This window comes from Streptomyces sp. NPDC029674 (genome assembly GCF_044903205.1).
Classification (GTDB): domain Bacteria; phylum Actinomycetota; class Actinomycetes; order Streptomycetales; family Streptomycetaceae; genus Streptomyces.
Window position 1 is genome coordinate 319,870 of record NZ_JBJDPY010000004.1, and the last position, 26,179, is coordinate 346,048.

The following is a 26,179-nucleotide window of genomic DNA, read 5'->3' on the forward strand; positions in this document are numbered from 1 at the left end:
TCGCCGAGTTGATAACGTCGAATCTATGAGCCCTGGTGGGAAGAGCCGTCGCCTCGCGAGTGAGCCAAGCCTGCGGCAACTGCGCCTGCTCCTCGCCGTGGCGGAGGAGCGGCACTTCGGCCGGGCGGCCGCCCGTTCGTTCATCTCGCAGCCCGCCCTCAGCCAGCAGATCCGTACGCTGGAAGAACGCCTGGGCGTCCGCCTGATCGAGCGCGGCCCGGGCGGCGTACGCCTGACTCCCGCCGGAGAGGCGGTCGCCGAGGAGGCCAGGGCGACCCTGGACGCCTTTCAGCGGCTGCTCCACGTCTCCGACGCACACGCGGGGGCGGTCCGGGGACTCCTGCGCGTCGGCTCGCTCGGCGCCGAAGCGGCGATGCCGCACGCCAGGGCCGTCCTCACCCACACCCGGGAACACCACCCCCACCTGGACATCGAGATCCACAACCTCAACTTCCTCCAGCAGTTCGACGCGCTGGCCGTCGGCGAGGTGGACGCCGCCTTTCTCCGCGCACCGCTGCCCACCGGCTTCCAGACATGCCGTCTGGCGACCGAATCGCGGGTGGTCTGCCTGCCGGCCGATGACCCCTTGGCGCGGGAGGAAACCCTCACCCTGGCTCAGCTCGCCGACCGCACGGTGGTCGACATGCCCCGTGAGGTTCCCCGCACATGGTGGGATCACCTCACGGTCAACCCCCGACCTGACGGAACCCCGGTCCGGTACGGGCCCGTGGTGCGCGACACCGAAGCCATGGTGCTGGCCGTGCTGCAGCGGCAGGCCATCACCTTCCTGCCTGCGGCCGCCCGCGATCTCTACCCCCGCCCCGGACTCGTCTACGTGGACGTCCCCGAGCTCGGGAACTCGGAGTCCGTCCTGGCGTGGCTCCCGGAGAAGCGGGACGTGCCCGCCGTACGCGCCTTACGGGAAGCGGCCCGCGTCGCAGAGCTCGGGTGAGCTGGGGGCCAGGGGCTTTGCGGCTCAGGGGCTCAGGGGTTCAGGGGCTTTGCGGGTGACGGGGATGACCACTCGGAGCCGTGCGGACTTCTGGACGCTACCCCCGGCGCGACCGGCACGGCCGGCATGAGCAACCCGTTCCGGCGCCTGTTCGCCGCCGCGCCTCCCCGGGCCGTGGACCCGCCGCCTCGATCTCCGCGATCAGCTGATGGATGACGGCGGCGCGAGGTGGCCCCGCCATGGCGGCGAGGGCCGGGACCTCGGCCGCTCCGACGACTCCGGCGGCTCCCGCGAGTGCCTTGTGGGCCCGGCGCCAGGCCCGGCTGCGGCGCCCGCGCAAGTGGTCGACGACGGCCTGCGCGTACTGCGTCATGGAACGTGTCCACAGGTCGTGCCGCGGCTGCGGACCCGCCGATGCGCGGCGGACGCTGCGCCACGCGTCGCCGGGGCTGACCCCGGCCTGTGCCACGGCCAGCAGCGCCCAGCTGACGGCGGCGGGCGGACCGTGCTCGGCGTGCACGGGAATCGTTTCGGCGGCCTCCCGCAGATGGGCGATGGCCCGCTCGGTGCTGCCGGCCTCCAGGGCGAGCGCGCCCAGCACGTGCGAGACGCGCCCCACGGTGGCGTCGTCACCCGCGAGCACGGCCACGCGCCAGGCCTGGCCGAGGAGTTCGACGGCCTCCGGAGAGCCGGTGCACACGGCGAGCCAGCCGCACAGCCACAGCGCCTGTCCGTACAGCCGGGTGCCGGACCGGGCGGGCGGCAGCAGCCGGTTCAGCAGTACGCGCCCCTCCTCGGCGTGACCGCAGACCGCCCACCAGAACCACAGGTCCACGGCCAGCGAGAGCATCGTCGACGCCTCGTCGGTGCCGCTTGGCTCCCTGTCGAGTGCGGCACGCAGGTCGGGTTCCTCGTCACGGACGAGTGCGACGGCCCGTCCGTGCGTCCCGATGCTCCACAAGTGGTGGGCGGTGGAGGCGACATGGGCGTACCAGTAGAGGTGGCGGCTGACGGCCGCGGCCGTCTCTCCGGCCGACTGCAGCCGCTCGGCGCCGAAGCCGCGGGCCGCGGCGGGCATCCGGTAGCGCGGAGTGAGAACGCCGCCGGGATCGCGGACCGGCTCCAGGACGGAGGCAAGGACGAGGCGGGCCAGCGCGGCCGGCACGTCCTGGGCGTCGAGCCCGCCGCCCGAGCACACGTAGACGGCCGCGTCCTCGTCGAAGCTCCCGGCGAACACGCTCAGCCGGGCCCACACGGTCCGCTCCGCCGTCCCGCACAGCGCGTACCCCGCGCCCACGGCGGCGCGCAGCGACCGGTGCCTGCGCAGCGGGGCGTCCGGCCTGCCGAGCCAGCCCTGCGAGGACTCCAGCATCCTGGCGAGCTGCGCCAGCGGATACCGCGCCGCCTGGGCCGCCGCCAACTCGACCGCCAGCGGTACGCCGTCGAGCAGCCGGCAGATGTCGTGGGCCAGCTGCGGCTCGTCGGCCCGGTCCTCGGGGGTAGGGCGGTTACGTCCGTGCGGCGGAGTGCCGTGTTCCGCGCGGTGGCGGGCGGCGTGCAGCCGTTCCAGGAACAGTGTCACGGCGGGTCCGACGGTAGGCTCTGACTCTGAGCTGGCGGTGGTGTCCGCGCCTATGCCTACCTCTGCTGTGCCTGTGCCTGTGCCTGTGTCTGCGGTTTCGGCTTCCCCTGTACATGTGTCTGTTCGCAACGGTCCCAGGCGCAGCACCGCCTCCTCACCGAGGCCCAGCGGATGCCGCCCGGCCGTCAGCACCCGTACCTCGGGGGCCACGTCGAGGAGCGCCCGTACGAGCCGTACGCACTCACCCCGCACCGGATCGAAGTCGTCGAGCAGCAACAGCATGCGCCGGGACCGCAGCCGCGCCGCGAGCTCTGCGACCCCGACGGACGCACCCGGCCCCTCCTCCCCGCCGTCCGCCGCCTCGGCCACCGCCTGCGCGACCGACCGCCGGCGCGGGGGAGTGCCGTCCCACCACCGCACCCGCACCACGCCGTCCGCCATCGAACTCCCCACCGCGGCGGCCGCGTGCTCGGCGAGGAGGCTCTTGCCGACCCCCGCGCCGCCCACCACCGTGACCAGCCTCCCCCGGGCGAGCATGCCGCGGAGCATCCCCAGCTCCTCGGTCCGCCCGACCAGACCCCGTACTCGCACACCCATCCACTCCTGCTCGCCTGCCGCATCACCGCGAGCCTCACTGCCCGCCCCGTGCCACCGTCCCCGTGCAGAATCGTCACTGCACCGGATCCGGCTGACCGGCTAACTCCCCTTCGCTGCCCGGGGTAGTGAAGCGCCGGGCCGAATCACGCGGGACAGCGACTCATCGCATTCCTGTACGGGTGCGATACGCGTACGTCGCACGTAAGCGACACACGGCACCTCTGTCAGGTGGATCACGCCGCGCTGCGTCCTGCCAGACGTGACCGACGCAGCCCCCATCCCAAGACCCACGCCCGCCGGGACCAAGGACGCCGACAAACCCGAGCGGCTGCCCGCGAAGGAGACCTGGAGCGCCCTCTACCGGCACTTCCGCCCGCACCGCGGCGCCGTCGCCCTGGGCGCCTTCCTGACGTTGATCGGCTCGGCGACCGGGCTGGCGCAGCCGCTGGCGGCCAAGTCGCTCGTGGACCGGCTCGGCGGTGACGACTCCATCGCAGGCATCCTGCTGCTCCTCACCGCGCTGGTGGTGCTCGGCACCGCGATCGAGTCCGTCGGCGCGTACGTCCTGGAGCGCACCGCCGAGTCCGTCGTACTGGCGGCCCGACGCACCCTCATCGGGCGGCTGTTGCGGCTGCGCCTCGCGGAGGTGGAGCGGACCCAGCCGGGCGATCTGATGTCGCGCGTCACCTCGGACACCACACTGCTGCGGGCCGTGACGACGCAGTCGGTGGTCTCCGCCGCCTCCGGCGGTCTCACCTTCCTCGCGACGATCGTGATGATGGGGCTGATGGACCCCGTGCTGCTCGGCGTCACGCTCGGCGTGATCGTGCTGATCGGCGGCGCGGTGGCTCTGGTGATGCCGAAGATCGCACGGGCGACACAGCGTGCGCAGGAGGCGGTGGGCACGATATCGACCGCTCTGGAGCGGGCGTTCGGCGCCTTCCGGACGGTGAAGGCCTCCGGCGCCGAGCAGCGTGAGGCGGCCGTGGTGGAGGCGGCCGCGCAGGACGCGTGGCGGCACGGTGTGCGTTCCGCGAAGTGGCAGTCGGTGGCGTGGAGTTCGGTCGGTCTCGCCGTGCAGGTGTCGTTCCTCGCGGTGCTCGGGATCGGCGGCGCGCGGGTCGCGTCGGGCGAGATCTCCGTCTCGACGCTGGTGGCGTTCCTGCTCTTCCTCTTCTACCTGATCGACCCGGTGTCACGCCTGGTCGAGGCGGCGTCGCAGTACCAGGTGGGCTCGGCGGCGATCGCCCGGATCGTACAGGCGGAACGCCTTGAGACGGAGGAGACGGAGGAGCGGGAGGGTGCGGAGGAGACGGAGGGCTCGGAGAGTGTGGTGGGGCGGCGGCTCGCGGGCGGTTCCGTAGCGGACGGCGCGGCCTCGGTGGCCTTCGACGACGTGACCTTCCGCTACCGCGACGATCTCCCGTACGTCCATCACGGCGTGAGCTTCGACGTGCCCGGCCCGGGCATGACGGCTTTCGTCGGACCGTCGGGCGCGGGCAAGACGACCGTGTTCGGCCTGATCGAGCGGTTCTACGAGGCGACGGGCGGCCGGGTCCTGGTCGACGGCAGGGACGTGCGGGAGTGGCCGCTCGCCGAACTGCGGGGCGCGATCGGGTACGTGGAGCAGGACGCCCCCGTCCTCGCGGGCACCCTGCGTGAGAACCTCCTCTTCGCCGCGCCCGACGCCACCGACTCCGACGTACGGGACGTTCTCGTACGTGCCCGGCTCGACGCCGTGGTCGAGCGCCTGCCCGAGGGCCTGGACACGGTGGTCGGCCACCGGGGCTCCAAGCTGTCAGGCGGCGAACGGCAGCGGGTGGCGATCGCCAGGGCCTTGCTCAGGAAACCCCGGCTGCTGCTGCTCGACGAGGCGACGTCACAGCTCGACGCGGTCAACGAACTCGCGCTGCGGGACGTGGTGGCCGAGGTGTCCCGCGAGGTCACGGTCCTGGTGGTGGCGCACCGCCTGTCGACGGTGACGCTGGCCGACCGGATCGTGGTGATGGACGCGGGGAAGGTACGGGCGGTGGGCACGCACTCCGAACTGGTCGCTGCGGACCCGTTGTACGGAGAACTGGCGGCGACGCAGTTCCTGGCGACGTCGACATGACGGACAACGGGACGCCCTCGACTTCCCGCACACAGTCGACACCACTCCCCACCGTGTTCACCAGCCCCTGGTTCGTGCCGAGCACCCTGCAAGCTGTGGATTACCGTGTCGACATGACGCGTCCCAGCCTTCGCGCGGTTCACGACCGCTACGCCGATCGAATCGTCGACCAGACAGCGCTGTTGGCCTCGGCCATCGCCGGTGCGGATGCCACCGTGCCTGTGCCGGGGTGTCCCGGCTGGACCCTCGCCCACCTGCTGCGGCACGTGGGCGGCACGCACCGTTGGGCCGAGACGGTCGTCCGGACCCGGGCCACCGGCCCCGTACCGGACGAGCAGGTCAACCTCGTCACGCCCGAGGCGGACGACGACGTTCCGGCGCTGTCCGCCTGGCTCGTGGAGGGAGCCGCCCAATTCGCGGACACACTGCGGGAGGCGGGGCCCGAGGCCGAGGTGTGGACCGTGGCGCCGGGTGGCACCCCGCTCTTCTGGGCGCGCCGCATGACGTACGAAACGGTCGTCCACCGCTTCGACGCGACCGCGGCGGTCGGCGGAACGTACACCCTCGACGCGGACGTCGCCCTCGACGGCCTCGAAGAGTGGATGGAGTTCAGCACGCTGCCCCAGGCCTACGAGTCGGAGGCCGCGCTTCACGCCCTGCTGGGGCCCGGCCGCACGCTCCACCTCCACGCGACGGACGCGCCCGAGGGGGCGGGGGAGTGGCTGATCGACCTCACTGAGGCGCCGGTCACCTGGACCCACGCGCACGAGAAGGCGACCACCGCCGTACGCGGGACGCTCACGGATCTCCTGCTCCTCCTGTACCGGCGCCGCACCCCGACCCCGGCCGACGGCATCGAAGTATTCGGCGACGAGGCCCTGTTCGGGGAGTGGGTCAGCGGCGCGGGCGACTGGCTGCGAAGGTGACGTACGGTGCCGCAATGGCCCTCTGACTTGATGTGGCCCCACCATCCGGTGGGGCCACATCACTTACCGCCGCCGACAACGTCACGCACCTGATCGGGACGCTGGAACGGGCCAAGCGGAACGGGCCGGTGATTCTCGTCTCGCACAGAGACCTACGTACGTCTGGCCGGCGACGCGAGTCTGCCGCCGGCCCTCCAGGACCGCCTGATCCGCGAGGGGGTGGGGTTCTCCGCACCCCCTTCAGGGGGACTCCTCCATGGTCGTCAGCTGCCCTCCCATGGGTCAATGATCTTGGGACGGGGCGCATTGCCCGGTCGCCCGGCGATACAGCAACCCCCCGCACGTGTAGGGGAGTTGTGCGCCGCCGTACGTCTTACAGCGATGTGAGGTACCACCATGACGCAGCTGCGAACCCTGGGAACCCTGACGGCGCTCGCCGTCACGGCGACGCTGGCGATACCGGTCTCCACCGCCTGGGCCCGGTCCGACGCGGGAACCTCCGGCCACGGACGGGCGGATGTGCAGCGAGGCCTGGACGACATCGTCCGCAAGGACGGGGTGGTGGGCGCCCAGGCCACCCTGGTGAACGGTGACCAACGCCGCTTCGTGCGCAGCGGCACCGCCGAGCGCGGCACCGACCGGCCGATGCCGCGCCAGGGCTACTTCCGGATGGGCAGCAACACCAAGACCTTCGTGTCGACCGTCGTGCTGCAACTCGTCGGCGAAGGCCGGCTGCGGCTCGACGACACCGTCGACCGGTGGCTGCCGGGAGTGGTCGATGCCAACGGCAACGACGGCAGCCGGATCACCGTACGCCAGCTGCTGCAGCACACCAGCGGGCTGCCGGACTATGCCGCCAGTCTTCCCGTCATCAACGAGAACGGGTTCCAGGAGCACCGCTTCGACCACTACGAGCCGCGCGAACTGGTCGACCTCGCCCTGCGGAACCCGCCCCTCTTCGAGCCGGGCAAGGGCTGGAGCTACTCCAACACCGGCTACATACTGGCCGGGATGATCATCGAGAAGGTGACGGGCCGGCACTGGAGCGACGAGGTGCGCAACCGGATCATCAAGCCCCTCGGACTCAAGCACACATTCTCCGCGGGCAGGCGGACCGGCCTTCCCCAGCCGCACGCCAAGTCGTACCAGCAGTTCAAGCCCGGGGGCCGCCTTGTCGAGAGCACCGAGGTGAACATGTCCTGGGGTGGCTCGGCGGGCGATCTCATCACCACACCGAACGACCTCGCGCGCTTCTGGCAGAGCCTCCTCGGCGGCGAACTGCTCCAGCCACGGCAGCTGGCACAGATGCTCAAGACGGTGCTGGCCCCTCGGGAGGACGGCGGGAAAAGGGTGGAGAAGGCGGGCCTCGGCATCCTGTGGACCCAGCTCAGCTGCGGAGGCGGCTACTGGGGCCACGGCGGGACCACCCTCGGCCACCGGAACACCAACGGCTTCGTCGACAAGGGCAGGAAGGGAGTCATAGTGATGCGCTCGACCAACGTGGCCGCGGAGGACTGGGACGACCGCACCGACCAACTCGTCGACGACGCCCTGTGCGAGAAGTAGCAGGGGGCCCGACCGGTCGGCCCTTCAGCCGACCGTGAGGACCACTTTGCCGCGGCCGTGCCGCGTGGCCACGAGGCGGTGGGCGTCCGCCGCACGCTCCAGCGGGAACGTCGCGCGCAAGTGCACGTCCACCGCACCCTTCTCGTACAGCGCGGTGAGTTCGGCGAGGCGCGCCGCCGAGCGGGTGCCGCCCCAGTCGGGCAGCCCGAGCCGTGCCGCCTCCTCCATGGCGACCATGGTGATGACGCGGGCGCGGTCCTTGGTCACGGCCACGGCGGCCCGCAGTCCCTCCGGTCCGGCCGCGTCGAGCGCCGCGTCGACACCGTCGGGCGCGATGGCCCGGATCCGGTCGACGAGCCCCTCGCCGTACGTCACCGGGACCGCGCCGAGTGCCCGCAGATGGTCGTGGTTGCGCTCGCCGGCCGTCCCGATGACGGTCGTGGCGCCCCAGGCCCGGGCCAGCTGTACGGAGAACGTGCCGAGCGCGCCGGCCGCCGCGCCGATCAGGACGGTGTCGCCGGGGCGTATCCGCAGGTGGGAGAGGGCCAGATGGGCGCCCTGGCCGTTGCCGGAGAAGCCGCCCGCGACCGTCCACGGCATCGCGGCCGGCTTGTGCACCAGCTGGTCCGCGGGCACCGCCGCGTACTGCGCGTACCCGCCGAGGAGGGAGTAGCCGAGCACCTCGTCGCCGGGCGCGAAGTCTGCGACGCCCTCGCCGAGCCGGTCCACGACGCCCGCGAACTCGTTGCCGGGCACGACCGGGAAGCCCGGCTCGGCGCCCGGCGGCACCCAGCCCTCCCGCACCCGCAGATCGAACGGCTGCACCCCGGCGGCCCTGATCCGGACCCGCACCTCACCGGGGCCCGGCTCGGGGACGTCGAGTTCCGTCGGCCGCAGCACTTCCGGCGGACCGTAGGCGGTCAGCGCCGCCGCGATCATCTTCATGGCAACTCCTTCGTTCAAGTGGGGGGCGAGTCAGGCGGCGTAGGGGCGGACGGTCTTGCCCTCGCGCAGGGTCCGGCCCCACCAGGCCAGCTGGTCGAGCATCGTCTTGGCCGCCGTCTCCGGGCCGGTCAGGTCGAGCGGCTCGCCGGACGCGTCGAAGCGGTCCCACACGTCGTGGAAGCTGACGGTGTCGCGCACCGTCACCGCGTGCAGCTCCGCGAAGACCTGCCGCAGATGCTCGACGGCACGCAGCCCGCCCGACAGTCCGCCGTAGCTGACGAAGCCCACCGGTTTGGCGCGCCACTCCTTGTAGTGCCAGTCGATCGCGGTCTTCAGCGGGGCGGGGAAGCTGTGGTTGTACTCGGGCGTGATGACGACGAACGCGTCGGCCGCTTCGACGCGCCGGGTGACTTCGCCGACCTCGGGCCCCGGACGCCTGGACAGCGCCTCGGGCAGGCGTACCTCGGCCAGGTCGATCACGTCGACGTCCAGGTCGGCGCGGCGTGCGGCCTGCCCGGTGAACCAGTCGGCGATGGTGGGCGCGAAGCGGCCCTCCCGGGTGCTCGCGACGATGACGGCCAGCTTCAGGGGCTCGTCGCCGTCCGTGCCGTGTCCCGTGCCGACCGGCTCGTTCGTGGTGGTCCGCTGGTTGCCGCTCATGTCCGCCTCCTGGTGGGGTGCTTGTTTCCGACCCCGCTGACGTTACGAAGGCGCGCCCCGCCCCCACATCTGTCGCGCGACCGGGATCAGTACCTGCGCAGGGACTAGGTCGACCGGCGGAGACCGTGCGACGCGGGCCGGTGGCCGACTCCGCGCGCGGTCGCCGGCCCGTGTACTCCGGCGTGCGCCCGGGCAGGTAGCAGCGGGACGGCCACGGCAGGAACAGGCCACGGCACGGGACGGCAGGAGGAGTCGGACATCATGGCACAACACACCGCCCAGGAATGGGAGTTCACCGACGACCGGGACCACCTGGTGAGGACCGCGAGCCGCCCGTCCCGGCCGGTCGCCTACGTGCCGACCGGCGCGGCGCTGCACGACCACGGCATACGGCCCGCCGGCCTCTTCGGCTCCGCGCACGACGACCCGGCCGTGCCCGATCCGGCCAAGACGGGCAGCCTCCCCGTCGCCGACCTCCCCTACTTCGGCGCGGGCTCCGCACTCGACCTGGCCGCCCTCCTGGCCTCGGAGCCCGACCTGGTCGTGGCGCTGACCTACGGCGGCGGCCAGGTCTACGGCATCGACCCGGAGGCCGCCAAGCACTTGGAGGAGCAGGTCCCGCTCGTCGTCCTCGACGTCGGCGGTGGCCGCGGTCTCGCCGGGATCAGGGACCGCCTCACCGCCCTCGCCCGCAGCCTGGGCGCCGCTCCACAACCCGACGCGGACGCCGAACTCACCGCAGCGGAGGCCCGGTTGACCGTCGCGGCTGCCGGTCCCGTACGTTCCCGCGTGCTCGCCCTCTCCCCGGCAGGACCCGACTCCGTCCACCTGGCGAGGCCCTACGCCTGGCCCGACCTGGCCGCGCTCGCCGGGTTCGGCGTCGGCCTCGTGGACCCGGCGCCCGGGCAGGGCGCCAACTGGTCCACGACGAACTGGACCGAGGCGGCCGCACTAAATCCTGACCTCGTCCTCACCGACGTACGCGGCAACGCGGCGGCGCTCGGCGACGCCCTTGGAGCTGACGTCCGCACTCTGCCGTGGAACCCCGAACTCCCGCCCAGCGCAAGGCAGCACGCACGATTCCTCACCGCGGTCGCCGAAGCCCTGGAGGCCGCAGGCCCTTGACTCGGCGACGCCACCCGGGCCGGCGTCTACGCACCGTCCGCCAGATAGCGGTGCAGGTGGGCCGCGCCCTCCAGCATCGCCCGCGCCCGCAGGTCCAGCGCCGCCGCGCGGTCCGCGAGGGCCGTGCGCAGCGCGCCGACGCTGCCGCTGCGGCGCAGGTCGTCCAGGACAGGGCCGATCTGCGCAAGGAGGTAGTGGCTCTGCCGGAGCATGTGGACGATGCGTGCGTCCCGGACGTCGGCGGGGGAGTAGGAGCGGTAGTGCGTCACCGGATCGCGTGACGGTGTCAGGAGTCCGGCGGCCTCCCAGACCCGCAGGGCCGACGTGCGCACGCCCAGGTGGGCGGCCACCTCACCGATGCGCAGCCGCGACCGGGGCAGCGCGGGGGCGGCGGGCCCGCCCTCCGCGACGGCCGCCAGCGCCTCACCCGTCGTCCGCAGGGAGTTCCGCTGCTCGTGCAGCGCGGCGTGCCCGGCGTCGACGAGGGCGAGCGCCCCCGGCACGTCACCGGCGTGCACGGCCAGCATGACCGCCCGGGCCGCGCCCGGCCCGTGGCCACGGGCCAGGGCCCGGTAGGCGAGCAGCGCCCGCCGGTGCCCGGAGTCGAACCTGCGGTAGCCGGCGGGGGAGCGGGGCGCGGGCGGCAGGATGCCCGCGTCGGCGTAGTTCCGGATCTGCTGCGGGGAGACGCCGGCCGCGCGCGCCAGATCGACGGGGCGGAGCGCGGGGCCCCCGGCTGCCTCTTCGGCGCCCTTCGCCGTCCCCTTCTCCATGCCCTCTCCCACGTGCCGGTGGCTGTCGAGGGCCTCGCGGACCTCCTGAGCTGAACGGCGACAGCCGGGAACGCGCCGCGGCCCTGCCGACCGGACGGACGCCCGGTTACGGAAGATGATCCCCGCGGAGCCCTAGACTCTCGGCATGGTCGACACCCTGCTGACGCAGCTCAGCGCCGGAAAGTACCTGCTGGTCAGCAGCGCCCGCAAGGACGGCACGCTGGTGCCCACCCCCGTGTGGGTCGTCGCGGACGGCGACGCCCTCGGGATCTGGACGGCCGCGGACTCGTGGAAGGTGAAGCGGATCCGCGCGTGCGCGGAGGTCACCGTCGGCCCGTGCGACCGGCGGGGCAACCCCACGGGCGAGCAGGTGCCCGCCACCGCCGAGATCTGCCCGCCGGACGTCACCGCCGCCTACCGCACCCGCATCCTCCACAAGTACGGCGTGGCCGGCTTCCTCACGCTGCTCGGCAGCAGGATCCGCCGCGGCCTGAAGGGCACGGTCGGGATCCGCATCACGCTCACGCGCTGACGGCGGGTGCACTGACGGCCGCTGTCTCGGCCCGGAAGGCGACGACCGCGTCGCGGGCCTGCCGTAGCCCCATGCGGCCGAAGTCGGCTTCCAGTACGTCCAGTTCGGCGAGCGTCGCCTCCGGGTCCCGCCCGAGACGCGCGCGGCACTTGACGAGGCCGAGCCGCGCCAGCGCGGTGCCGCGCGGCTCGCGCATCGCGGTGAACTCCTCGAGGGCGACGGCGTACGTCTCTCGCGCCGCCGCGTAACGCCCGGCGCGGTACAGGACGTTGCCGCGCATCTTGTGGTTGTAGGCGAGGGCGCTCGCCAGGTCCATGGCCCGGCACACGCCCTCCGCCTCGGAGAGCAGCTCCAGCGCCCGGTCCGGCTCGCCCCGCAGGGACAGTACGTCGGCCACGCCCCGCAGCGACCAGGCGCGCCCCCGCGCGTCGTCCGCCTCGGTGGCGATCCGCACCGACTCCTCGAACAGCTCCAGCGCCTTGGCGTGCGCGCCGCGGTTGCGGTGCATCTGAGCTATCCCGGTCATCGCCCAGACCATGTGCCGCGCCTCGCCGTGCGCCCGCCCCTGTGCGAGCAGCTCCTCGTGGAGGGCGGCGACGGACGCGTAGTCGCCCTGGATGCGGCCCGTCTCGGCGAGGCCCGCCAGCGCGTACCCGTGCGCGAGACGGTCGCCGCCGGCCGCGGCCAGCTCCACGGAGTGGGCGAGCAGCCGCCGGGCGAGCGGCAGCGCCCCGCACTGTCGCGCGAGGGTTCCGCCGCTCCACAGCGCCCAGGCCATCGCCCCGGTCTCCCCGGCGGCGCGGGCGCTGCGGTAGCTCTGGCGCCACGCGTCGCCCGCGTCGTCGACCCGGCCGAGCCGTCGGCTCGCCTCGGCCAGCGCGAGCGCGGCGCGTGCCCGCTCGGCCGCGCCGCCCGCCCGGGAGAGCGCCCGGTCGGCCGTCGCGCGCACGTCCTCGTAGGAGGAGTTCACGCTCAGCTCCGAGCCGAGCTCGCCCTGGTACTCCGGGGCGAATGCCTTGACGTACATGGATCCGGTGCCTCTCGATCGTTCAGCGATGTGACGTGATCAAGAAGCTACGAGCCGGGGCCGGGGCCGCGAATCCCTCCCGGTAGGGGTCATCGCGTACGACTGGAGTGCCACGGGCCGGGCCGTGGTCAGCCTCGGGATGTACGGGACGTGCGGGACGTATGAGAGGGGAGGGTCAGGACGCGTCCCACTCGTCGGGCAGGCTCTCGACCTGGTCGGCCTCGCTGATCTGGCCGGCCGGCGTCTCCGGCGTCTCCTGGGCGGTCGGCGTGGCCGTCGCCGTCCGGAGAGCCGTGATGCACGCGCCGATGGCCTGCTGCAGGTCCTCGAGGCGCTTCACCATGTCGTCCTCGTAGATGTCGCGGATCTCCTCGGCGGCGGCGACGTCGTCGAAGGTCAGCTCCTCGAAGACCTTCGTGGCCTTCTGCAGGCTGCTGTAGAACTTCGCGCGCCGCTCCTGCACCCGCAGCTCCGGGTCGCTCTGGACGGTCTGCGCCACCATGTCCCGCACCGTGTCGTACGCCTCGCGCGCCCACTCGCCGGACTCCTCGCCGTCGTCCAGCTCGTCGATGAGGGACAGGTGGCGCTCGGCCTCCTCGCGCAGCTCGGCGGGCGCGTCGATCATCTGCCCGGCGGGTGTCTTGACCTGGCCCTTCTCCACGATCTGGCGGACGTAGTCGACCCGGTCGCCCGCCTTGGACTCGGCCGCCACGGCCTTCTTGAGGTCGTCGGCGCGGACGATGTCGCGGACCAGCTCGGTGCGCAGCGCCGGGTCCTCGCCGAGACGGTCCATGAGGGCCTTCCGCGCGGCTTCCGCGGTGCCGGGGTCGGCGAGGATCGCGGCGCGCAGCGCGGTCGGGTTCTCGGCGACCTCCAGAGCCTTGGTGGGGCGGATGCCCTCGGCCTCGGCCGCCTCGGTGATCGCCTCGCCGCGCTGGGTGAGGGCGCTGGAGCGGGCGCTGTAGTACGACAGCCAGACGTCGGCGTCCGGGAGTTCGACCTCCATGCCGGGGGAGAGCGCCTCGAAGTGCGGCACCATCCCGTCGTCGGCGGCCTTGTCCCAGGCCTTGTAGTAGCGCATGACGCGGTCGGCGGAGCAGCCCGCCAGCTCGGCGAACTCCTTGGCGGAGATCTTCGGCGTCTCGCCGGCGCTCTGGCCGCCCGGCCGGACACTGCGGGCGACCTTGAGGCCGAAGGCCCAGCCGCCGGTGCGGGCGTAGACCCCGAACGCGCGGGCGTCCTCGGCCACCAGCGCCGCCGCGTCGGCGGTGGGGGAGGCGGCCTCCTCAGGAGCGACTGCCTCCTCGGCGGAGGCGGCTTCCTGGGACGGGACGATGGCTACGCTCACGGATGGGCTCCCTGGGTGTCACAGGCGTACAAAGGTTGACGCGATACTTTATCGCTCCTAATGAGATGGTTTGCGCGCGAGTTGACGCGGCGGCCGGCGGTGGACGGCCCGGAGCCCGGCGGCCGCTCGCATAGGCTGCCTGGATGAGCATTCTGGATGACGCCCGCCCGGGCATGAACCCCGAGATCCGGCCGCAGGACGACCTCTTCGGTCACGTCAACGGCGCCTGGCTCGACACCGAGAAGATCCCCGAGGACCGCTCCAGCTGGGGCCCCTTCGTGCAGCTGGCCGACACCGCGGAGCAGCAGGTCAAGACGATCATCCAGGAACTGGCGGAGCGGGCCTCCGCCGATCCGGGCGCCACCTCCGAGGACGCCCGCAAGATCGCCGCCCTGTACGCCTCCTTCATGGACGAGGAGACCATCGCCGCCCGCGGCCTCGCGCCCGCCCAGCCGCTGCTCGACGAGGTCGCGGGCCTGCGTGACACCCGGGAGCTCGCGGCCTTCCTCGGCCGCTTCGAGCGGATCGGCGGCTCCGGCCTCTTCGGCTCGTACGTCGACTCGGACGACCGCGACTCCGACCGCTACCTCTTCAACATCCTCCAGGGCGGGCTCGGCCTCCCCGACGAGTCCTACTACCGCGACGAGAAGTTCGCCGAGATCCGCGACAAGTACGTCGCCCACCTCACCGAGCTGCTCACCCTCGGCAAGCACACGGACCCGGCGGCCGCCGCGCGGACCGTCCTCGCCCTGGAGACGAAGCTCGCCGCGGGCCACTGGGAGCGGGCCGAGACCCGCGACGTCCTGAAGACCTACAACCTCACCACCCTGGACGAACTGACCGCGCTGTGCCCCGAGTTCGACTGGCGCGGCTATGCCGCCGCGCTCGGCGGCTCGGACGCCACCATCGCGGAGACCTGCGTCCGCCAGCCGTCCTACCTCACCCACCTCTCCGCGGTCCTCGCCGAGGTGCCGGTCGAGCAGTGGCGCGACTGGGCGACGGTCCGCGTGCTGCGCGCGTGCTCGCCGTATCTGCCGGACGAGTTCGTGCGGAACAACTTCGAGTTCTACGGCCGCACCCTCAACGGCACCCCGGAGCTCCGCGCCCGCTGGAAGCGCGCGGTCGCGTTCGTGGAGGGCTCCATCGGCGAGGCCGTCGGCAAGGAGTACGTCGCGCGGCACTTCCCGCCGTCGTCCAAGGCGATGATGGACGACCTCGTCGCCAACCTCCTCGAGGCCTACCGCCAGTCGATCGCCCGCCTCGACTGGATGACCGACGACACGAAGGAGCGGGCGTACGAGAAGCTCGCCACGTTCCGGCCCAAGATCGGCTACCCCGACACCTTCCGCGACTACTCCGCGCTCCAGGTCTCGGCCGACGACCTCCTCGGCAACGCGCAGGCGGCGGCCGCCTTCGAGTCCGACCGGGAGCTCGCCAAGATCGGCGCGCCGGTCGACCGCGACGAGTGGTTCATGCTGCCGCAGACCGTCAACGCGTACTACAACCCGGGCACCAACGAGATCTGCTTCCCGGCGGGCATCCTCCAGAAGCCGTTCTTCTCGCCCGACGCCGACCCGGCGGAGAACTACGGCGGCATCGGCGCGGTCATCGGCCACGAGATCGGCCACGGCTTCGACGACCAGGGCGCGCAGTACGACGGCGCGGGCAACCTCAACGACTGGTGGACCGCCGCCGACAAGACCGCCTTCGAGGGCAAGTCGAAGGCGCTCGTCAAGCAGTACGACGGGTTCTCGCCCCGCAACCTCCCCGGCGAGTTCGTCAACGGCTCGCTGACCGTCGGCGAGAACATCGGCGACCTGGGCGGCCTCACCATCGGGCACACCGCGTACCTCATCGCGCTCGACGGCGCGCCGATGCCCGAGGCCGACGGCCTGACCGGCTCACAGCGGCTCTTCATGAACTGGGCGTACTGCTGGCGCACCAAGCGCCGCAAGGAGCAGGAGCAGCAGTACCTCACCATCGACCCGCACTCGCCCCCGGAGTTCCGCGCCAACATCGTCCGCAACCTCGACGAGTTCCACGAGGCGTTCGGCACGGCGGAGGGCGACGGGCTGTGGCTCGACCCGTCGGAGCGCGTCCGGATCTGGTGACGCCGGGCGACCCGGCCGGGGGAGAGGCGGTGCGGCCGTGGGCGGCTGCGCGCGGCTGTCAGGCGAGGAACGCCGCCGTGGCCGCCACGAACCCGGCCGGGTCGTACAGCCACGGGAAGTGGCCTGCACCGGGCTGCACGACGAGCCGCGCGTGCGGGAACAGCCCGGCGACCTCCGCCACCGCGGGCGGCGGCGAGTTGAGGTCGCCCTCTCCGGCCAGCGCAAGGACCGGCGCCCCGAGCCGTGCCAGCGCGGCCCGCGTGGCATCCGGGTCGTAGGCGCCCTCGGCACCGTAGGCGGCCGCGGCCGTGTCGTTGCGCTGCACGTCCTCGGCCGCCCGGTGGGCCCGCGCCGCCTCGTCCCACCGGCCGTACGCGAAGGGAGCGATGGCCTCGAAGGCATCGGCCGTCGCCCGGCCCGCCACGATCTCCTCCAGGGCCGCGAAAGCCGTGGGGAACCACGGCTCGTCCCGGCGCAGCAGCGCCGTCTCACGCCGCACGGAGCCGTCAACGGAGACCCCCACGGCCATGACGCTCGGCGTGATCAGCGCCAGCTTCCCGACCCGCTCGGGATGGCGGGCCGCGTACAGCACCGCCAGATTCGTGCCGCCGGAGTGCGCGAGAAGGTCCACCGTGTCGAGCCCGAGGTGCACGCGCAGGGCCTCCACGTCGTCCACCAGCCGGTCGCAGCGGTACGAGGCGGGGTCCTCCGGCACCGCGGAGTCACCGGTGCCCCGGAGGTCCAGCATGAGCAACGGGCGGTGCGCGGCGAGCCCGCCGAGGTCACCGAGGTAGGCGGAGGCCTGCATGGGGCCTCCGGGCAGGCAGACCACCGGAGGGACGCCGCGGGCGCCCGCGTCGTCCTGGCGGACGTGGTAGGCGAGCTCGGTTCCGTCCGGCGCGGAGAAGGTAGACATGGCCGTGACCTTGTCAGCGGCGCGGGGCGGGAGCAACCGAGTTCCTGGAACGGTGGGCCGGGGCCGCCCGCCGGGTGGCCTCAGCAGGCGGTGAGCTGCCTCTGACGCCCCGCCGCCGGGGCGAGGTCGTGGCGGATGAACCACTCCGTGGCGAACAACCGCTCCCGGAGTTCCCCCGGCAGCGCGGCGACCAGACCGGGCAGCGCGCCCCGCTCCACCTCGCTCCGGTGCGCCAGGACCGCCTCGACCTTGTGCTCCAGCCAGGGGCTGACGTCGACGGTCGCGGTGATCTCCTCGTCCGGGACGCTGTGCACGGCCTTGCGCGCCCAGGGCAGGTCGCCGAGCGCCGCGACGGCGGATTCCGGGTACGTGGCCAGATAGAGGGCGCTCGGCCGCCAAGGGACACCGGCGTCCGGATAGAGCTGTCCGAGCCCGGCGGCCCCGGCGGCGAGCACGGTGATCCGGTGGGTGTGGACGTGGTCGGGATGGCCGGTCGGACCGCCGTAGGCGTCGTGGGTGACCAGCACCCGCGGGCGGAACGCACGGATGTGTGCCACGAGCCGCCGCACGGCCTCGTCGAGCGGCGCGTCGCACAGGCGCGGCTCTCCGGGGGCCGACTCCGGCACGCGCGCGTCGGCGTATCCGAGCAGCCGCGGGCGGCCCGCCCCGAGAACGCGCAGCGCCTCCGCCAGCTCGGCGGCCCGCACCGTCCCCGCGGCCCAGGTCGCCGTGACGACAGCGGTCCTGGCCCCCGCGGCCGCGTGCCGCGCGAGCACGCCGCCCGCTGCCAGGGACTCGTCGTCCGGGTGGGCGAAGACGCCCAGCAGGCTCGGCTCGTCAGCCACGGTCGAAACTCCTCCCTGACAGGCACACGGCGCCGTAGAGCACGCGTCGGACGCGCCTGATGGTTCGCACGACTGGATTCCCTTCGTATTCATGGTTGCCCGGATGTACTGAAGGCCGCAGCGATTGCCTCACGACCGCGGCGATTGCCCTGAATGCCCAGCGGACCGTCCTCGTACCGGGACCAAAGTCCCTATCTCGCGTGGCGCCGGGCCTTTCGAGCCGTCGAGCCGGGCCCTTGGCCCCTGAAGTCGGTGAGGAAGGTCCCGGTATTCGACCTGCTCTCGGCGGAATCACCACTTCGCGAGACCGCGTGAACCGAGACCGCATGAACCGAGACCGCACGTCCCGCGTGTGCGAAGCGAGTGAGATGAGGGTGCCGTGACTGTGCCGAGGGAGACACGACGCGTATGGGCCGGCGACAGGCCCGCGCGCAGGGGTGGCGGAACGCGCCTGATACCCGCCCGCGACCGGACGGCGGCCGCGTCCGCCGGGAACCCGCCCAGGGACACCCTGGACAAGGCCCGCGGGGCGCCGTGCTGGCTGAGCCTGGCCACCCGGGACCTCCGTGGCGCCGAGGAGTTCTACGGCCGGGTCCTCGGCTGGTGCCACGTCCCGCTGCTCGGCTCGCCGCGCAGGCCGCGCTCCCTGGCCGTGCGGGCCGGGGCGCCGGTGGGAACCATCAGCGAGACGACGTGCGACCTGGGGGGCCTCGCGGGCTGGACACCGTACTTCGCCGTCGACGACGTGGACGGCGCGGTGACCCGGTTCCGTGAGCGCGGCGCCACCGTGGCGGTCGGCCCGCTGGTGACCAGCGCCGGGCGGATCGCCGTGGTGGCGGGCCCCGAGGGCGCGGTGTTCGGTCTGCGTCAGCAGGCCCCCGACCCGAACTGGAGGGTGGGGGACGGGCCGATCGCCCGGCTCGAACTGCACACCCGGGACATCTTCGCCGCGGCCCTGTTCTACGGCGGCGCACTCGGCTGGGCCGACGGGTCGGGTGACTCCTGCGAGGTGGAGTACGCCCACGGACAGATCCAGGTGCGTGACGGACTGCGCACGGTCGCCGCGCTCAGTGACGGAACGCCGCCGGGCTCCGAGGGCCGTCACCGCTGGCACGCGTGCTTCCGCGTGGCCGACGCCGACGCGGCCGCCGCCGCGGCCGTGGTCTGGGGCGGCCGGGTCGTCTCACCGCCGCAAGGGCCCGCACACCGGCGCGAGGCCGTGCTGGAGGACCGCGAAGGGATCCCCTTCACGGTGGTCGCGAGCTGAGCTCGCGCAGCAGAAACAGAAGCAGAAAAAGAAGCAGTAGCAGTAACAGGTAAGTCGAGAACGTTGGGAATCAGAGGATGTTTCCAGGGGCAATGGCCGCCGACACCACCGTCGAGCCGGTCCAGCCGTCGCGGGACGAGGTCATCGGGCTGCCGCAGATCGAGGAAGCGGGCCAGGTCGCGCCCAAGGACGCCCGGGAGCTGTCCAAGCTCTTCTTCGAGCGGCTCCAGACGCTCGAGGAGGGCTCGCCCGACTACCTGTACGCGCGGAACACCCTGATCGAGATGAACCTCTCGCTGGTGCACTACGTGGCGGGCCGGTTCCGCAACCGCGGCAACGGTCACATGGAGGACATCGTCCAGGTCGGCGTCGTGGGCCTGATCAAGGCGATCGACCGGTTCGACGTAAGCCGCGGATTCGAGTTCGTGTCGTTCGCCGTCCCCTGCATCCTCGGCGAGATCAAGCGCCACTTCCGCGACACCAGCTGGGCCGTGCACGTGCCGCGCCGGCTGAAGGAGCTCCGCTCCGAACTGGTCAAGTCCCGCGAGCAGTTGTTCGCCACGCTCGGCCGCGAACCGACGGTCAACGAACTCGCGGCCGACCTCGAGGTGACCCAGGAGCAGGTCCTCGAAGTGCTCGTGGCCGCCAACGGTTACGCGGCCGGGTCCCTGGACTCCCAGCACGGCGGGAGCGACGACGGCGAGACGAACCGCAGTAGCCGCTCGCTCGCCGACGTCATGGGCGAGCCGGACTCCGCCATCGAGGTCTTCGAGAACATCCACGCCCTGGGTCCCCTCCTGGCGCAGCTCGACGAACGGGAGCGCCGCATCATCGAGATGCGCTTCGGCCAGGAGATGACCCAGGCCGAGATCGGGACGGTGCTGGGGATCTCGCAGATGCATGTGTCCCGGCTGCTCTCCCGTACGTTGGCCCGTCTGCGCACGGGTCTGCTGGCCCACGAATAGGCGAAGGGGCACGGAGGGCCGTCGACGGCGTCAGCGGTTCACGAGCGGGTCACCGGAAGATAACTGGTCTGGCCTCGTTACCTCACCAACGGGATCTAGCGTCACGGGAGTTCACGCCGGGCCGCACGCACGGCAGAGACCCGGCCAGAGGCAAGGACCGAAGAACCCCGTGAGACCCACACGACCCACGCAACGCACACGACGCACCCCCTTCGTCATCACCGCCGCATGCGTGGCGCTGCTGCTCCCGGCCGCCGCGGCCCAGGCAGCCCAGGCGGCGCACGCGGAGGCGACTTCGCGAACCACCCCCGAGCCCCCCGCCTTCAGCAGCGCGGGCGGCCGCTACGAGCGTCCCGTCTCCCTGACCCTGCGGGCCGAGCGCGGCACCACGATCCGCTACACGCTGGACGGCACGACACCCACGCGCGCGAGCCGTGCGTTCGTGCCGGGCCGTCCACTGCGCGTGGCGAAGGACACCAACGTCACGGCTGTCGCGTTCCGCGGCGGCCGGGCGAGCGTTCCGGTGTCGGCCGGGTACCTCGTCAGAACCGCCGAGAAGCCCCTCGCGCGCCTCGTGGTCATGTCCGACGTACACATCGGGGACCACAAGAACAACGACAAGAAGTACGAGAGCTTCTTCGACACCATCGCGTCGGTCTTCCCCGAGCCCGACGCGATCCTCTCCAACGGCGACATGATCAACGACAACGGTGACGGCCGCGGCGCCGACCACCGCATCGTCTCGGAGATCTTCCGGGCCAACCTGGCGCGCAAGGGCATGGACGACACACAGGTCCTGCTCTCCAACGGCAACCACGACGCGAGCCTCGCCGACATCCGCGCGCACTACCCGCGCGACTGGTTCCCCGACTCCGGCGGCGGCTACTACGAGTCGACGGTGCGGGGCCTGCACCTGTTCACCGTCAACACGGAAACGTACAACTCCAGCCCCGCGCAGCGCTCCTGGCTGAAGAAGCGGCTCGCCGAGCTCACCGCCGACCCGGCGAACGCGCGCACGCCGATCCTCGTGCAGGGCCACCGGCCCGCGCCCGGCACCGCGATGGACGGCCAGCAGGCGTCCAATCCCCGGCTCACCGAGGACCTGAGCGGCTACCCGCAGGTGATCTACTTCTCCGGCCACTCGCACCTCAACATCAACGACGAACGCTCCGTCCACCAGCGCGACTTCACCGCCGTCAACGACGGATCGATGTCGTACGTCGAGATGGACCACGGTTATCAGGCGGTCACGGAGTCGGGCCTGGCGGACCGCTTCGAGGCCCCGACCGCGCAGGCCCTCTTCGTCGAGGTGTACCGCGACCGCACGGAGATCGCGCGCGTCAACATGGCGGCGGACAAGCACGACATCTACACCGGCGGCCAGTGGTCCGCCAATTGGCAGCCCCCGTACGCCAGCGCGGGCACACTCAGCGGACCGACCTGGACCGTACGCCTGAAGGGGAGTACTCCCCAGCAGATCAAGGACGGCTTCACGTACACGGACGCGCGGCGCAACACGACCGCGCCCCGGTTCACCACGCGATCCCCGCTCGACGTGGTCGGCGGGGATCGCGCTCCCGGGGGCGGGGAAGGCGGCCGGACGCTGCGTCTCCAGCAGGCCCACGACGACCAGATGGTGCACCACTACCGCGTCGACATCGAGTCCACGGCGACCGGCGCGAAGCTGCTCACGACGAAGGTCCTCGCCGAGTACTACTTCATGCCGCGCCCCAACTCCCTGGACATCCCGCTGCCGGCGACGGAGGACGGCGCCCGGTACGTGGCGCGGGTGCGCGCGGTCGACGCGTACGGGAACGCGTCGCCGGAGGCGCAGCTCGCGTTCACGGGCTGACCGGGGGCTGATCGCGCGCGGCGTCGTCCGCCAGCGTCGCGCGCGCGAGCGCGGCCACCCCGTCGTGGATCCGCCGCGGCGGCATACCGTTCGCGCACAGGTGCTCGATGAGGTCGCTGCGCACGGCGGCGAGCAGGGCGTGCGCGAGGAAGTCGGCGTCCCGCTCGCCGCGCGCCTCGGTGAGCAGCGCGGTGAGTTCGGCATGCCAGAGCGTGTAGGTGCCGTTGCGGTACGGGCTGCCGCTGCCGGCGCTCTCCAGGGCGAGCATCAGCGGGCGGGTGTCGAGTTTCAGGCGCAGCAGGGCGTCGAGGAGGGCGAGGGCGCGTACGTCGGCGGTGGCGCCGGGGCCCAGGGGCGGGGGGCCGGAGACGACGTCGGCCCGGAGCTGTTCGGTGCGCTGCTCGACGAGCGCCTTGACGAGCCCGACGCGGTCGCCGAAGCGGCGGAAGAGGGTGCCCTTGCCGACCCCGGCGGCGGCCGCGATGTCGTCCATGGAGACGCGGTCGGGGTCGCCGCGCTCGACGAACAGCCGCTCGGCGGCGGCCAGTACGGCCTCGCGGTTGCGCTGGGCGTCGGCCCGCTCCTTGCGCGGGGGTGGTGTCACGGTGCCTCCACTGGAAAAACGGACCGGCAGTCCGTATCGTCGATCCGGACCGATGGTCCGCATATTAGCGCGGGCCGGACCACAGCCGTGGAAGGGCACCACCATGCACACCACCATGCAGGCCACCGCCATGTCGGACGTGACGGCACCGGACAGCACGCCCGCGGGTGTCTTCCGGCGAGGACTCGAACTGATCCGGGCCAAGGACTTCGCGGGCTGGATCGGCCTCTACTGGAACCCCCTGATCGCCCTGGAGATCGCCGGCGGCACCGACGCGCCGTTCGCGGGCGGTGCGCGTTGAGCGCCGCGGGGACGGACGAGCTGGTCCTGGTGACCGGTGGCACCGGCAACACCGGCCGCCGCGTCGCCGCGCGCCTGCTCGCGCGGGGCCACCGGGCCCGGGCGGCGAGCCGACGCCCGGAGGCACGAACGGACGCTACCGCCCGCTCCCAGGATTCCCAGGCCCCCCGTTTTGAGTCGGTCCGTTTCGACTGGGACGACACCGCGACCCACGACCCCGCCCTCGACGGCGTACGCCGCCTCTACCTTGTTCCGCCGACCGCCGTCCCCGATCCCGCCGCGCACCTGCTCCCGTTCCTCGACCGGGCGCTCCGCGCGGGGGTCGACCGGGTCGTGCTGCTCGGCTCGTCGGCCATCGCGGAGACGGATGACGGGCTCGGCGAGGTGTACCGCGCGGTCCGTGAGCGGTTTCCGCAGTGGGCGGTGCTGCGGCCCTCGTGGTTCATGCAGAACTTCACCGGCGACCACCCGCACGCCCACGGCCTCCGGGGGAGCGGTGAGATCGTGACCGCCACCGGGGACGGCCGTGTCGCGTTCGTGGACGCCGAGGACATCGCCGAGGTCGGCGTGCGGGCCCTGACGGACGAGCGCCCGCACAACACGGCCCACCTCATCACCGGCCCCCAGGCGCTGAGTTACGCCGACGTCGCCGCGGAGATCTCCCGTGTCGCCGACCGGCAGGTCAGCCACCGGCCCGTCTCGCGTGCGGCGATGCGGGAGCGGCTGGCCGCCACCGGCATGCCGGTGCGGTTCGCCGAACTGCTCGCGGGCATGGACGAGGCGATCGCGGCGGGCGCGGAGGACCGTACGAGCACGACGGTGGAACGCGTCACGGGCCGCACGCCGCGCTCGTTCGCCGCCCACGCCGCGGCACACGCGACCGTGTGGCGGCGGTGACGCGACGGACGCGGGGGCCGGTACCGCTCAGGCGCGGACGAGCGGGGTGTCGACGAGGTGCTCGGCCAGGAACCAGGACTGCAGTTCACCGGTCCTGATCACCTGGGACACCAGCAGGTCGTTCGTGCCGTCGTCGCCCAGCTCGGCGGTCCGGGCGGCGGCGTCGTGCGCCTGCACGAGGATCGTCTCGTGGGCCTCCAGCAGCCGCGACAGCATGGCGGGCACTTCCTCCACGCCGTCCGGCGGGCGCGGAATCGACGTGAGCTCCGCGACGTGCCGGGGGTCGCCCACTGCGACGCCGCCGAGCGACTGGACGCGCTCGGCGATGGTGTCGACGAGTTCGAGCTGGTCACCGGCGTGCTTGTCCAGGACCAGGTGGAGTTGGTAGAACGTGGCGCCGCGCATGAGCCAGTGGTGCTTCTTGTAGAGGCCGTAGAGGATCTGCGTGTCCGCGAGGACCCTGTTCAGACGCTGGCAGGAGTACATCCGCGCCTCGTACGACAGGCCGATCGGGAACTGCTTCACCGTGCCGTACTCCTGGATCACCTTCCCCTTCTGGTGCAGCCACGGCTGGCTGTCGCCGTTCAGCGGGGGGTGGGAACTGCTGCTCGTGGCGGCGGTCTTGTCGGTCATGCGTGCCTCCTGCGGCGACGTGCTGTGTGTGCCAGAGGGACGTTAGGTGCGTCGGCGCGGCCCTTCTTGACCGGCAGCGCACACATTGCTGCCGGTCAGCGCACTGGTGGTGACCCGCGCTCGCACCGTTCGCTCTCGGGCCCGCATCCGTGCACTGACGGGCAGAGGGCCGGCCCCGGCCGACCTAGCCTCGGCCGCACCGCCCCGACCGTGGGGCGCCGAGCGGAGAAGAGGCAGGCATGGGAGACGAGTCGGGCGTGCAGGGGTCAGGCGGGCACGGGCAGGAGTGGGCCGACGTCGTGGTGGTCGGGCTGGGACCGGGCGGCGAGCACGTCGCCGGGACACTCGCCGAAGCGGGGCTCGACGTGGTGGGGGTCGAGGCGGAGCTCGTCGGAGGGGAGTGCCCCTACTGGGGGTGCGTCCCCAGCAAGATGATGATCCGGGCCGGTGACCTGCTCGCCGAGGTGGGCCGGGTGCCCGCCCTGGCCGGTACGGCGGCCGTGACCCCGGACTGGGGCAGAGTCGCCGCACGCATCCACGACGAGGCCACCGACGGCTGGAACGACCGCGTGGCGGCCGACCGCCTCACGGCGAAGGGCGGCCGCCTCGTACGCGGCACCGGTCGCCTCGCCGGGCCCCGCCGCGTGACCGTCGGCGACCGCACGATCGAGGCACGGCGCGGCGTCGTACTCGCCACCGGCACCCGGCCCCGCATCCCGTCGGTGCCCGGACTCCGGGAAACCCCCTACTGGACGAACCGCGACGCCATGGCGGCCAAGGAACTGCCCGAGTCGATGGCCGTGCTCGGCGGCGGTGCCATCGGCGTCGAACTGGCCCAGGTCTTCGCCCGGTTCGGCTGCGCGGTCACCGTGATCGAGGGCCAGGACCGGCTGCTGTCGCAGGAGGAGCCCGAAGCGGGAGAGCTGGCTGCCGCGGCACTGCGGGCGGACGGCGTCACCGTGCTGACGGGCGCTCGGGTCCGGGAAGTCGGCCACGCCGACGACCTGTTCACCGTCCACCTGGAAGGCGGCACCGAGCCGCTGCGCGCCGAACGGCTCCTCGTGGCCACCGGGCGCATGGCAGATCTGGGCGCCCTCGCCGTCGACACGGTGGGGCTCGACCCGACGGCCCGGGCCGTGGCCACGGACGGACAGTTGCGGGCTGCCGAGGGGCTGTGGGCGGTCGGCGACATCACGGGCCGCGGCGCCTTCACCCACGTATCGATGTACCAGGCACAGATAGCCGTCCGGGACATCCTCGGTGAGCCCGGCCCCGACGCCGACTACCGGGCACTGCCCCGCGTCACCTTCACCGACCCGGAGATAGGCGCCGTCGGCCTGACGGAGCGGCAGGCGCGGGAGCGGGGACTGCGGGTGCGCACCAGCGTGCTGCCCCTCTCCTCCTCCACCCGCGGCTGGATCCACGGCCCGGGCGGCGCGGGCTTCGTCAAACTCGTCGAGGACGCGGACCGCGGCGTGCTGGTCGGCGCCACCTCGGCGGGCCCGGCGGGAGGAGAGGTGCTCTACGGACTGAACGTCGCCGTCCACGCCGAAGTGCCCGTCCACACCCTGCGCCACATGATCTACACCTACCCCACCTTCCACCGCACGGTCGAGGCCGCGCTCGGAGCGCTCCGCTGAGCG

General features: G+C 72.6%; 23 protein-coding genes. 13 read left to right on the forward strand and 10 right to left on the reverse strand.

Annotation, left to right across the window (positions count from 1 at the left end):
* Nucleotides 1-25 precede the first annotated feature (25 nt).
* Complete coding sequence (locus tag ACI2L3_RS12000; protein ID WP_404752216.1) at nucleotides 26-952, forward strand: LysR family transcriptional regulator; 927 nt, start codon at nucleotides 26-28, stop codon at nucleotides 950-952.
* A 97-nt stretch (nucleotides 953-1,049) separates the two neighbouring features.
* Here the strand turns inward: ACI2L3_RS12000 and ACI2L3_RS12005 are convergent, their stop codons facing one another.
* On the reverse strand, nucleotides 1,050-3,125 hold the full coding sequence (locus tag ACI2L3_RS12005; RefSeq protein WP_404752217.1) for an ATP-binding protein: 2,076 nt from the start codon (nucleotides 3,123-3,125) through the stop codon (nucleotides 1,050-1,052).
* Between the two features lie 334 nt (nucleotides 3,126-3,459).
* On the opposite strand from ACI2L3_RS12005, the gene ACI2L3_RS12010 reads away from it, so the two are divergent.
* The 3 genes from ACI2L3_RS12010 to ACI2L3_RS12020 all read left to right on the forward strand — a co-directional run bounded on the left by ACI2L3_RS12010 (nucleotide 3,460) and on the right by ACI2L3_RS12020 (nucleotide 7,736).
* Nucleotides 3,460-5,244 carry an ABC transporter ATP-binding protein gene (locus ACI2L3_RS12010; protein ID WP_404752508.1) on the forward strand — a complete coding sequence of 595 codons (1,785 nt, stop codon included), beginning with the start codon at nucleotides 3,460-3,462 and terminating at the stop codon, nucleotides 5,242-5,244.
* A 113-nt stretch (nucleotides 5,245-5,357) separates the two neighbouring features.
* Entirely contained in the window at nucleotides 5,358-6,170 is an 813-nt protein-coding gene (locus tag ACI2L3_RS12015) for a maleylpyruvate isomerase family mycothiol-dependent enzyme (RefSeq protein ID WP_404752218.1), read from the forward strand.
* Nucleotides 6,171-6,566: 396 nt separating this feature from the next.
* On the forward strand, nucleotides 6,567-7,736 hold the full coding sequence (locus tag ACI2L3_RS12020) for a serine hydrolase domain-containing protein (RefSeq protein WP_404752219.1): 1,170 nt from the start codon (nucleotides 6,567-6,569) through the stop codon (nucleotides 7,734-7,736).
* A 24-nt stretch (nucleotides 7,737-7,760) separates the two neighbouring features.
* Here ACI2L3_RS12020 and ACI2L3_RS12025 read toward each other — a convergent pair whose 3' ends face one another.
* Both ACI2L3_RS12025 and ACI2L3_RS12030 read right to left on the reverse strand, forming a co-directional pair.
* Nucleotides 7,761-8,681 (reverse strand): NADP-dependent oxidoreductase, encoded by a 921-nt coding sequence (locus ACI2L3_RS12025; RefSeq protein ID WP_404752220.1) that lies wholly within the window; start codon nucleotides 8,679-8,681, stop codon nucleotides 7,761-7,763.
* Between the two features lie 30 nt (nucleotides 8,682-8,711).
* Nucleotides 8,712-9,341 (reverse strand): NADPH-dependent FMN reductase, encoded by a 630-nt coding sequence (locus ACI2L3_RS12030; RefSeq protein WP_404752221.1) that lies wholly within the window; start codon nucleotides 9,339-9,341, stop codon nucleotides 8,712-8,714.
* A gap of 261 nt (nucleotides 9,342-9,602) precedes the next feature.
* Between ACI2L3_RS12030 and ACI2L3_RS12035 the strand changes: the two genes are divergently transcribed.
* The gene (locus tag ACI2L3_RS12035) at nucleotides 9,603-10,466 is read left to right on the forward strand and encodes an ABC transporter substrate-binding protein (RefSeq protein WP_404752222.1); all 864 of its coding nucleotides are present in this window, start codon (nucleotides 9,603-9,605) and stop codon (nucleotides 10,464-10,466) included.
* Between the two features lie 26 nt (nucleotides 10,467-10,492).
* On the opposite strand, the gene ACI2L3_RS12040 is transcribed toward ACI2L3_RS12035, so the two are convergent.
* Nucleotides 10,493-11,239, reverse strand: coding sequence for a MerR family DNA-binding transcriptional regulator (locus tag ACI2L3_RS12040; protein ID WP_404752223.1), 747 nt, complete (start codon nucleotides 11,237-11,239; stop codon nucleotides 10,493-10,495).
* Nucleotides 11,240-11,384: 145 nt separating this feature from the next.
* Here ACI2L3_RS12040 and ACI2L3_RS12045 point away from each other — a divergent pair, with 145 nt between their 5' ends.
* Complete coding sequence (locus ACI2L3_RS12045; protein ID WP_404752224.1) at nucleotides 11,385-11,771, forward strand: PPOX class F420-dependent oxidoreductase; 387 nt, start codon at nucleotides 11,385-11,387, stop codon at nucleotides 11,769-11,771.
* Here ACI2L3_RS12045 and ACI2L3_RS12050 read toward each other — a convergent pair.
* Both ACI2L3_RS12050 and ACI2L3_RS12055 read right to left on the reverse strand, forming a co-directional pair.
* Complete coding sequence (locus tag ACI2L3_RS12050; RefSeq protein WP_404752225.1) at nucleotides 11,761-12,798, reverse strand: tetratricopeptide repeat protein; 1,038 nt, start codon at nucleotides 12,796-12,798, stop codon at nucleotides 11,761-11,763. The two genes, ACI2L3_RS12045 and ACI2L3_RS12050, sit on opposite strands and share 11 nt — an antisense overlap.
* A 175-nt stretch (nucleotides 12,799-12,973) precedes the next feature.
* Nucleotides 12,974-14,146 (reverse strand): hypothetical protein, encoded by a 1,173-nt coding sequence (locus tag ACI2L3_RS12055; RefSeq protein WP_404752226.1) that lies wholly within the window; start codon nucleotides 14,144-14,146, stop codon nucleotides 12,974-12,976.
* Nucleotides 14,147-14,289: 143 nt separating this feature from the next.
* On the opposite strand from ACI2L3_RS12055, the gene ACI2L3_RS12060 reads away from it, so the two are divergent.
* On the forward strand, nucleotides 14,290-16,257 hold the full coding sequence (locus tag ACI2L3_RS12060) for a M13 family metallopeptidase (protein WP_404752227.1): 1,968 nt from the start codon (nucleotides 14,290-14,292) through the stop codon (nucleotides 16,255-16,257).
* A gap of 58 nt (nucleotides 16,258-16,315) precedes the next feature.
* Here the strand turns inward: ACI2L3_RS12060 and ACI2L3_RS12065 are convergent, their stop codons facing one another.
* Together ACI2L3_RS12065 and ACI2L3_RS12070 are read right to left on the reverse strand one after the other, a co-directional pair.
* Nucleotides 16,316-17,173: an alpha/beta fold hydrolase gene (locus tag ACI2L3_RS12065; protein ID WP_404752228.1), complete on the reverse strand. Its 858-nt coding sequence runs from the start codon at nucleotides 17,171-17,173 to the stop codon at nucleotides 16,316-16,318.
* Nucleotides 17,174-17,253: 80 nt separating this feature from the next.
* Complete coding sequence (locus tag ACI2L3_RS12070; protein ID WP_404752229.1) at nucleotides 17,254-18,018, reverse strand: PIG-L deacetylase family protein; 765 nt, start codon at nucleotides 18,016-18,018, stop codon at nucleotides 17,254-17,256.
* 379 nt (nucleotides 18,019-18,397) lie between these two features.
* Between ACI2L3_RS12070 and ACI2L3_RS12075 the strand changes: the two genes are divergently transcribed.
* The 3 genes from ACI2L3_RS12075 (at nucleotide 18,398) to ACI2L3_RS12085 (ending at nucleotide 22,102) form a co-directional block, all read left to right on the forward strand.
* Nucleotides 18,398-19,285: a VOC family protein gene (locus ACI2L3_RS12075; RefSeq protein WP_404752230.1), complete on the forward strand. Its 888-nt coding sequence runs from the start codon at nucleotides 18,398-18,400 to the stop codon at nucleotides 19,283-19,285.
* Nucleotides 19,286-19,377: 92 nt separating this feature from the next.
* Nucleotides 19,378-20,250, forward strand: coding sequence for a SigB/SigF/SigG family RNA polymerase sigma factor (locus tag ACI2L3_RS12080; protein WP_404752231.1), 873 nt, complete (start codon nucleotides 19,378-19,380; stop codon nucleotides 20,248-20,250).
* Nucleotides 20,251-20,419: 169 nt separating this feature from the next.
* Nucleotides 20,420-22,102, forward strand: a complete 1,683-nt coding sequence (locus ACI2L3_RS12085; protein ID WP_404752232.1) for a metallophosphoesterase — start codon at nucleotides 20,420-20,422, stop codon at nucleotides 22,100-22,102.
* Here ACI2L3_RS12085 and ACI2L3_RS12090 read toward each other — a convergent pair.
* Entirely contained in the window at nucleotides 22,092-22,706 is a 615-nt protein-coding gene (locus tag ACI2L3_RS12090; RefSeq protein ID WP_404752233.1) for a TetR/AcrR family transcriptional regulator, read from the reverse strand. The genes ACI2L3_RS12085 and ACI2L3_RS12090 overlap by 11 nt on opposite strands.
* Nucleotides 22,707-22,809: 103 nt before the next feature.
* On the opposite strand from ACI2L3_RS12090, the gene ACI2L3_RS12095 reads away from it, so the two are divergent.
* Nucleotides 22,810-23,007: a hypothetical protein gene (locus tag ACI2L3_RS12095; RefSeq protein ID WP_404752234.1), complete on the forward strand. Its 198-nt coding sequence runs from the start codon at nucleotides 22,810-22,812 to the stop codon at nucleotides 23,005-23,007.
* Complete coding sequence (locus ACI2L3_RS12100; protein WP_404752235.1) at nucleotides 23,004-23,903, forward strand: SDR family oxidoreductase; 900 nt, start codon at nucleotides 23,004-23,006, stop codon at nucleotides 23,901-23,903. The genes ACI2L3_RS12095 and ACI2L3_RS12100 overlap by 4 nt, the downstream gene beginning before the upstream one ends.
* A 27-nt stretch (nucleotides 23,904-23,930) precedes the next feature.
* Here ACI2L3_RS12100 and ACI2L3_RS12105 read toward each other — a convergent pair whose 3' ends face one another.
* Nucleotides 23,931-24,536 (reverse strand): Dps family protein, encoded by a 606-nt coding sequence (locus ACI2L3_RS12105; protein WP_404752236.1) that lies wholly within the window; start codon nucleotides 24,534-24,536, stop codon nucleotides 23,931-23,933.
* Between the two features lie 239 nt (nucleotides 24,537-24,775).
* Here ACI2L3_RS12105 and ACI2L3_RS12110 point away from each other — a divergent pair, with 239 nt between their 5' ends.
* On the forward strand, nucleotides 24,776-26,176 hold the full coding sequence (locus ACI2L3_RS12110; protein ID WP_404752237.1) for a dihydrolipoyl dehydrogenase family protein: 1,401 nt from the start codon (nucleotides 24,776-24,778) through the stop codon (nucleotides 26,174-26,176).
* Nucleotides 26,177-26,179: the final 3 nt, after the last annotated feature.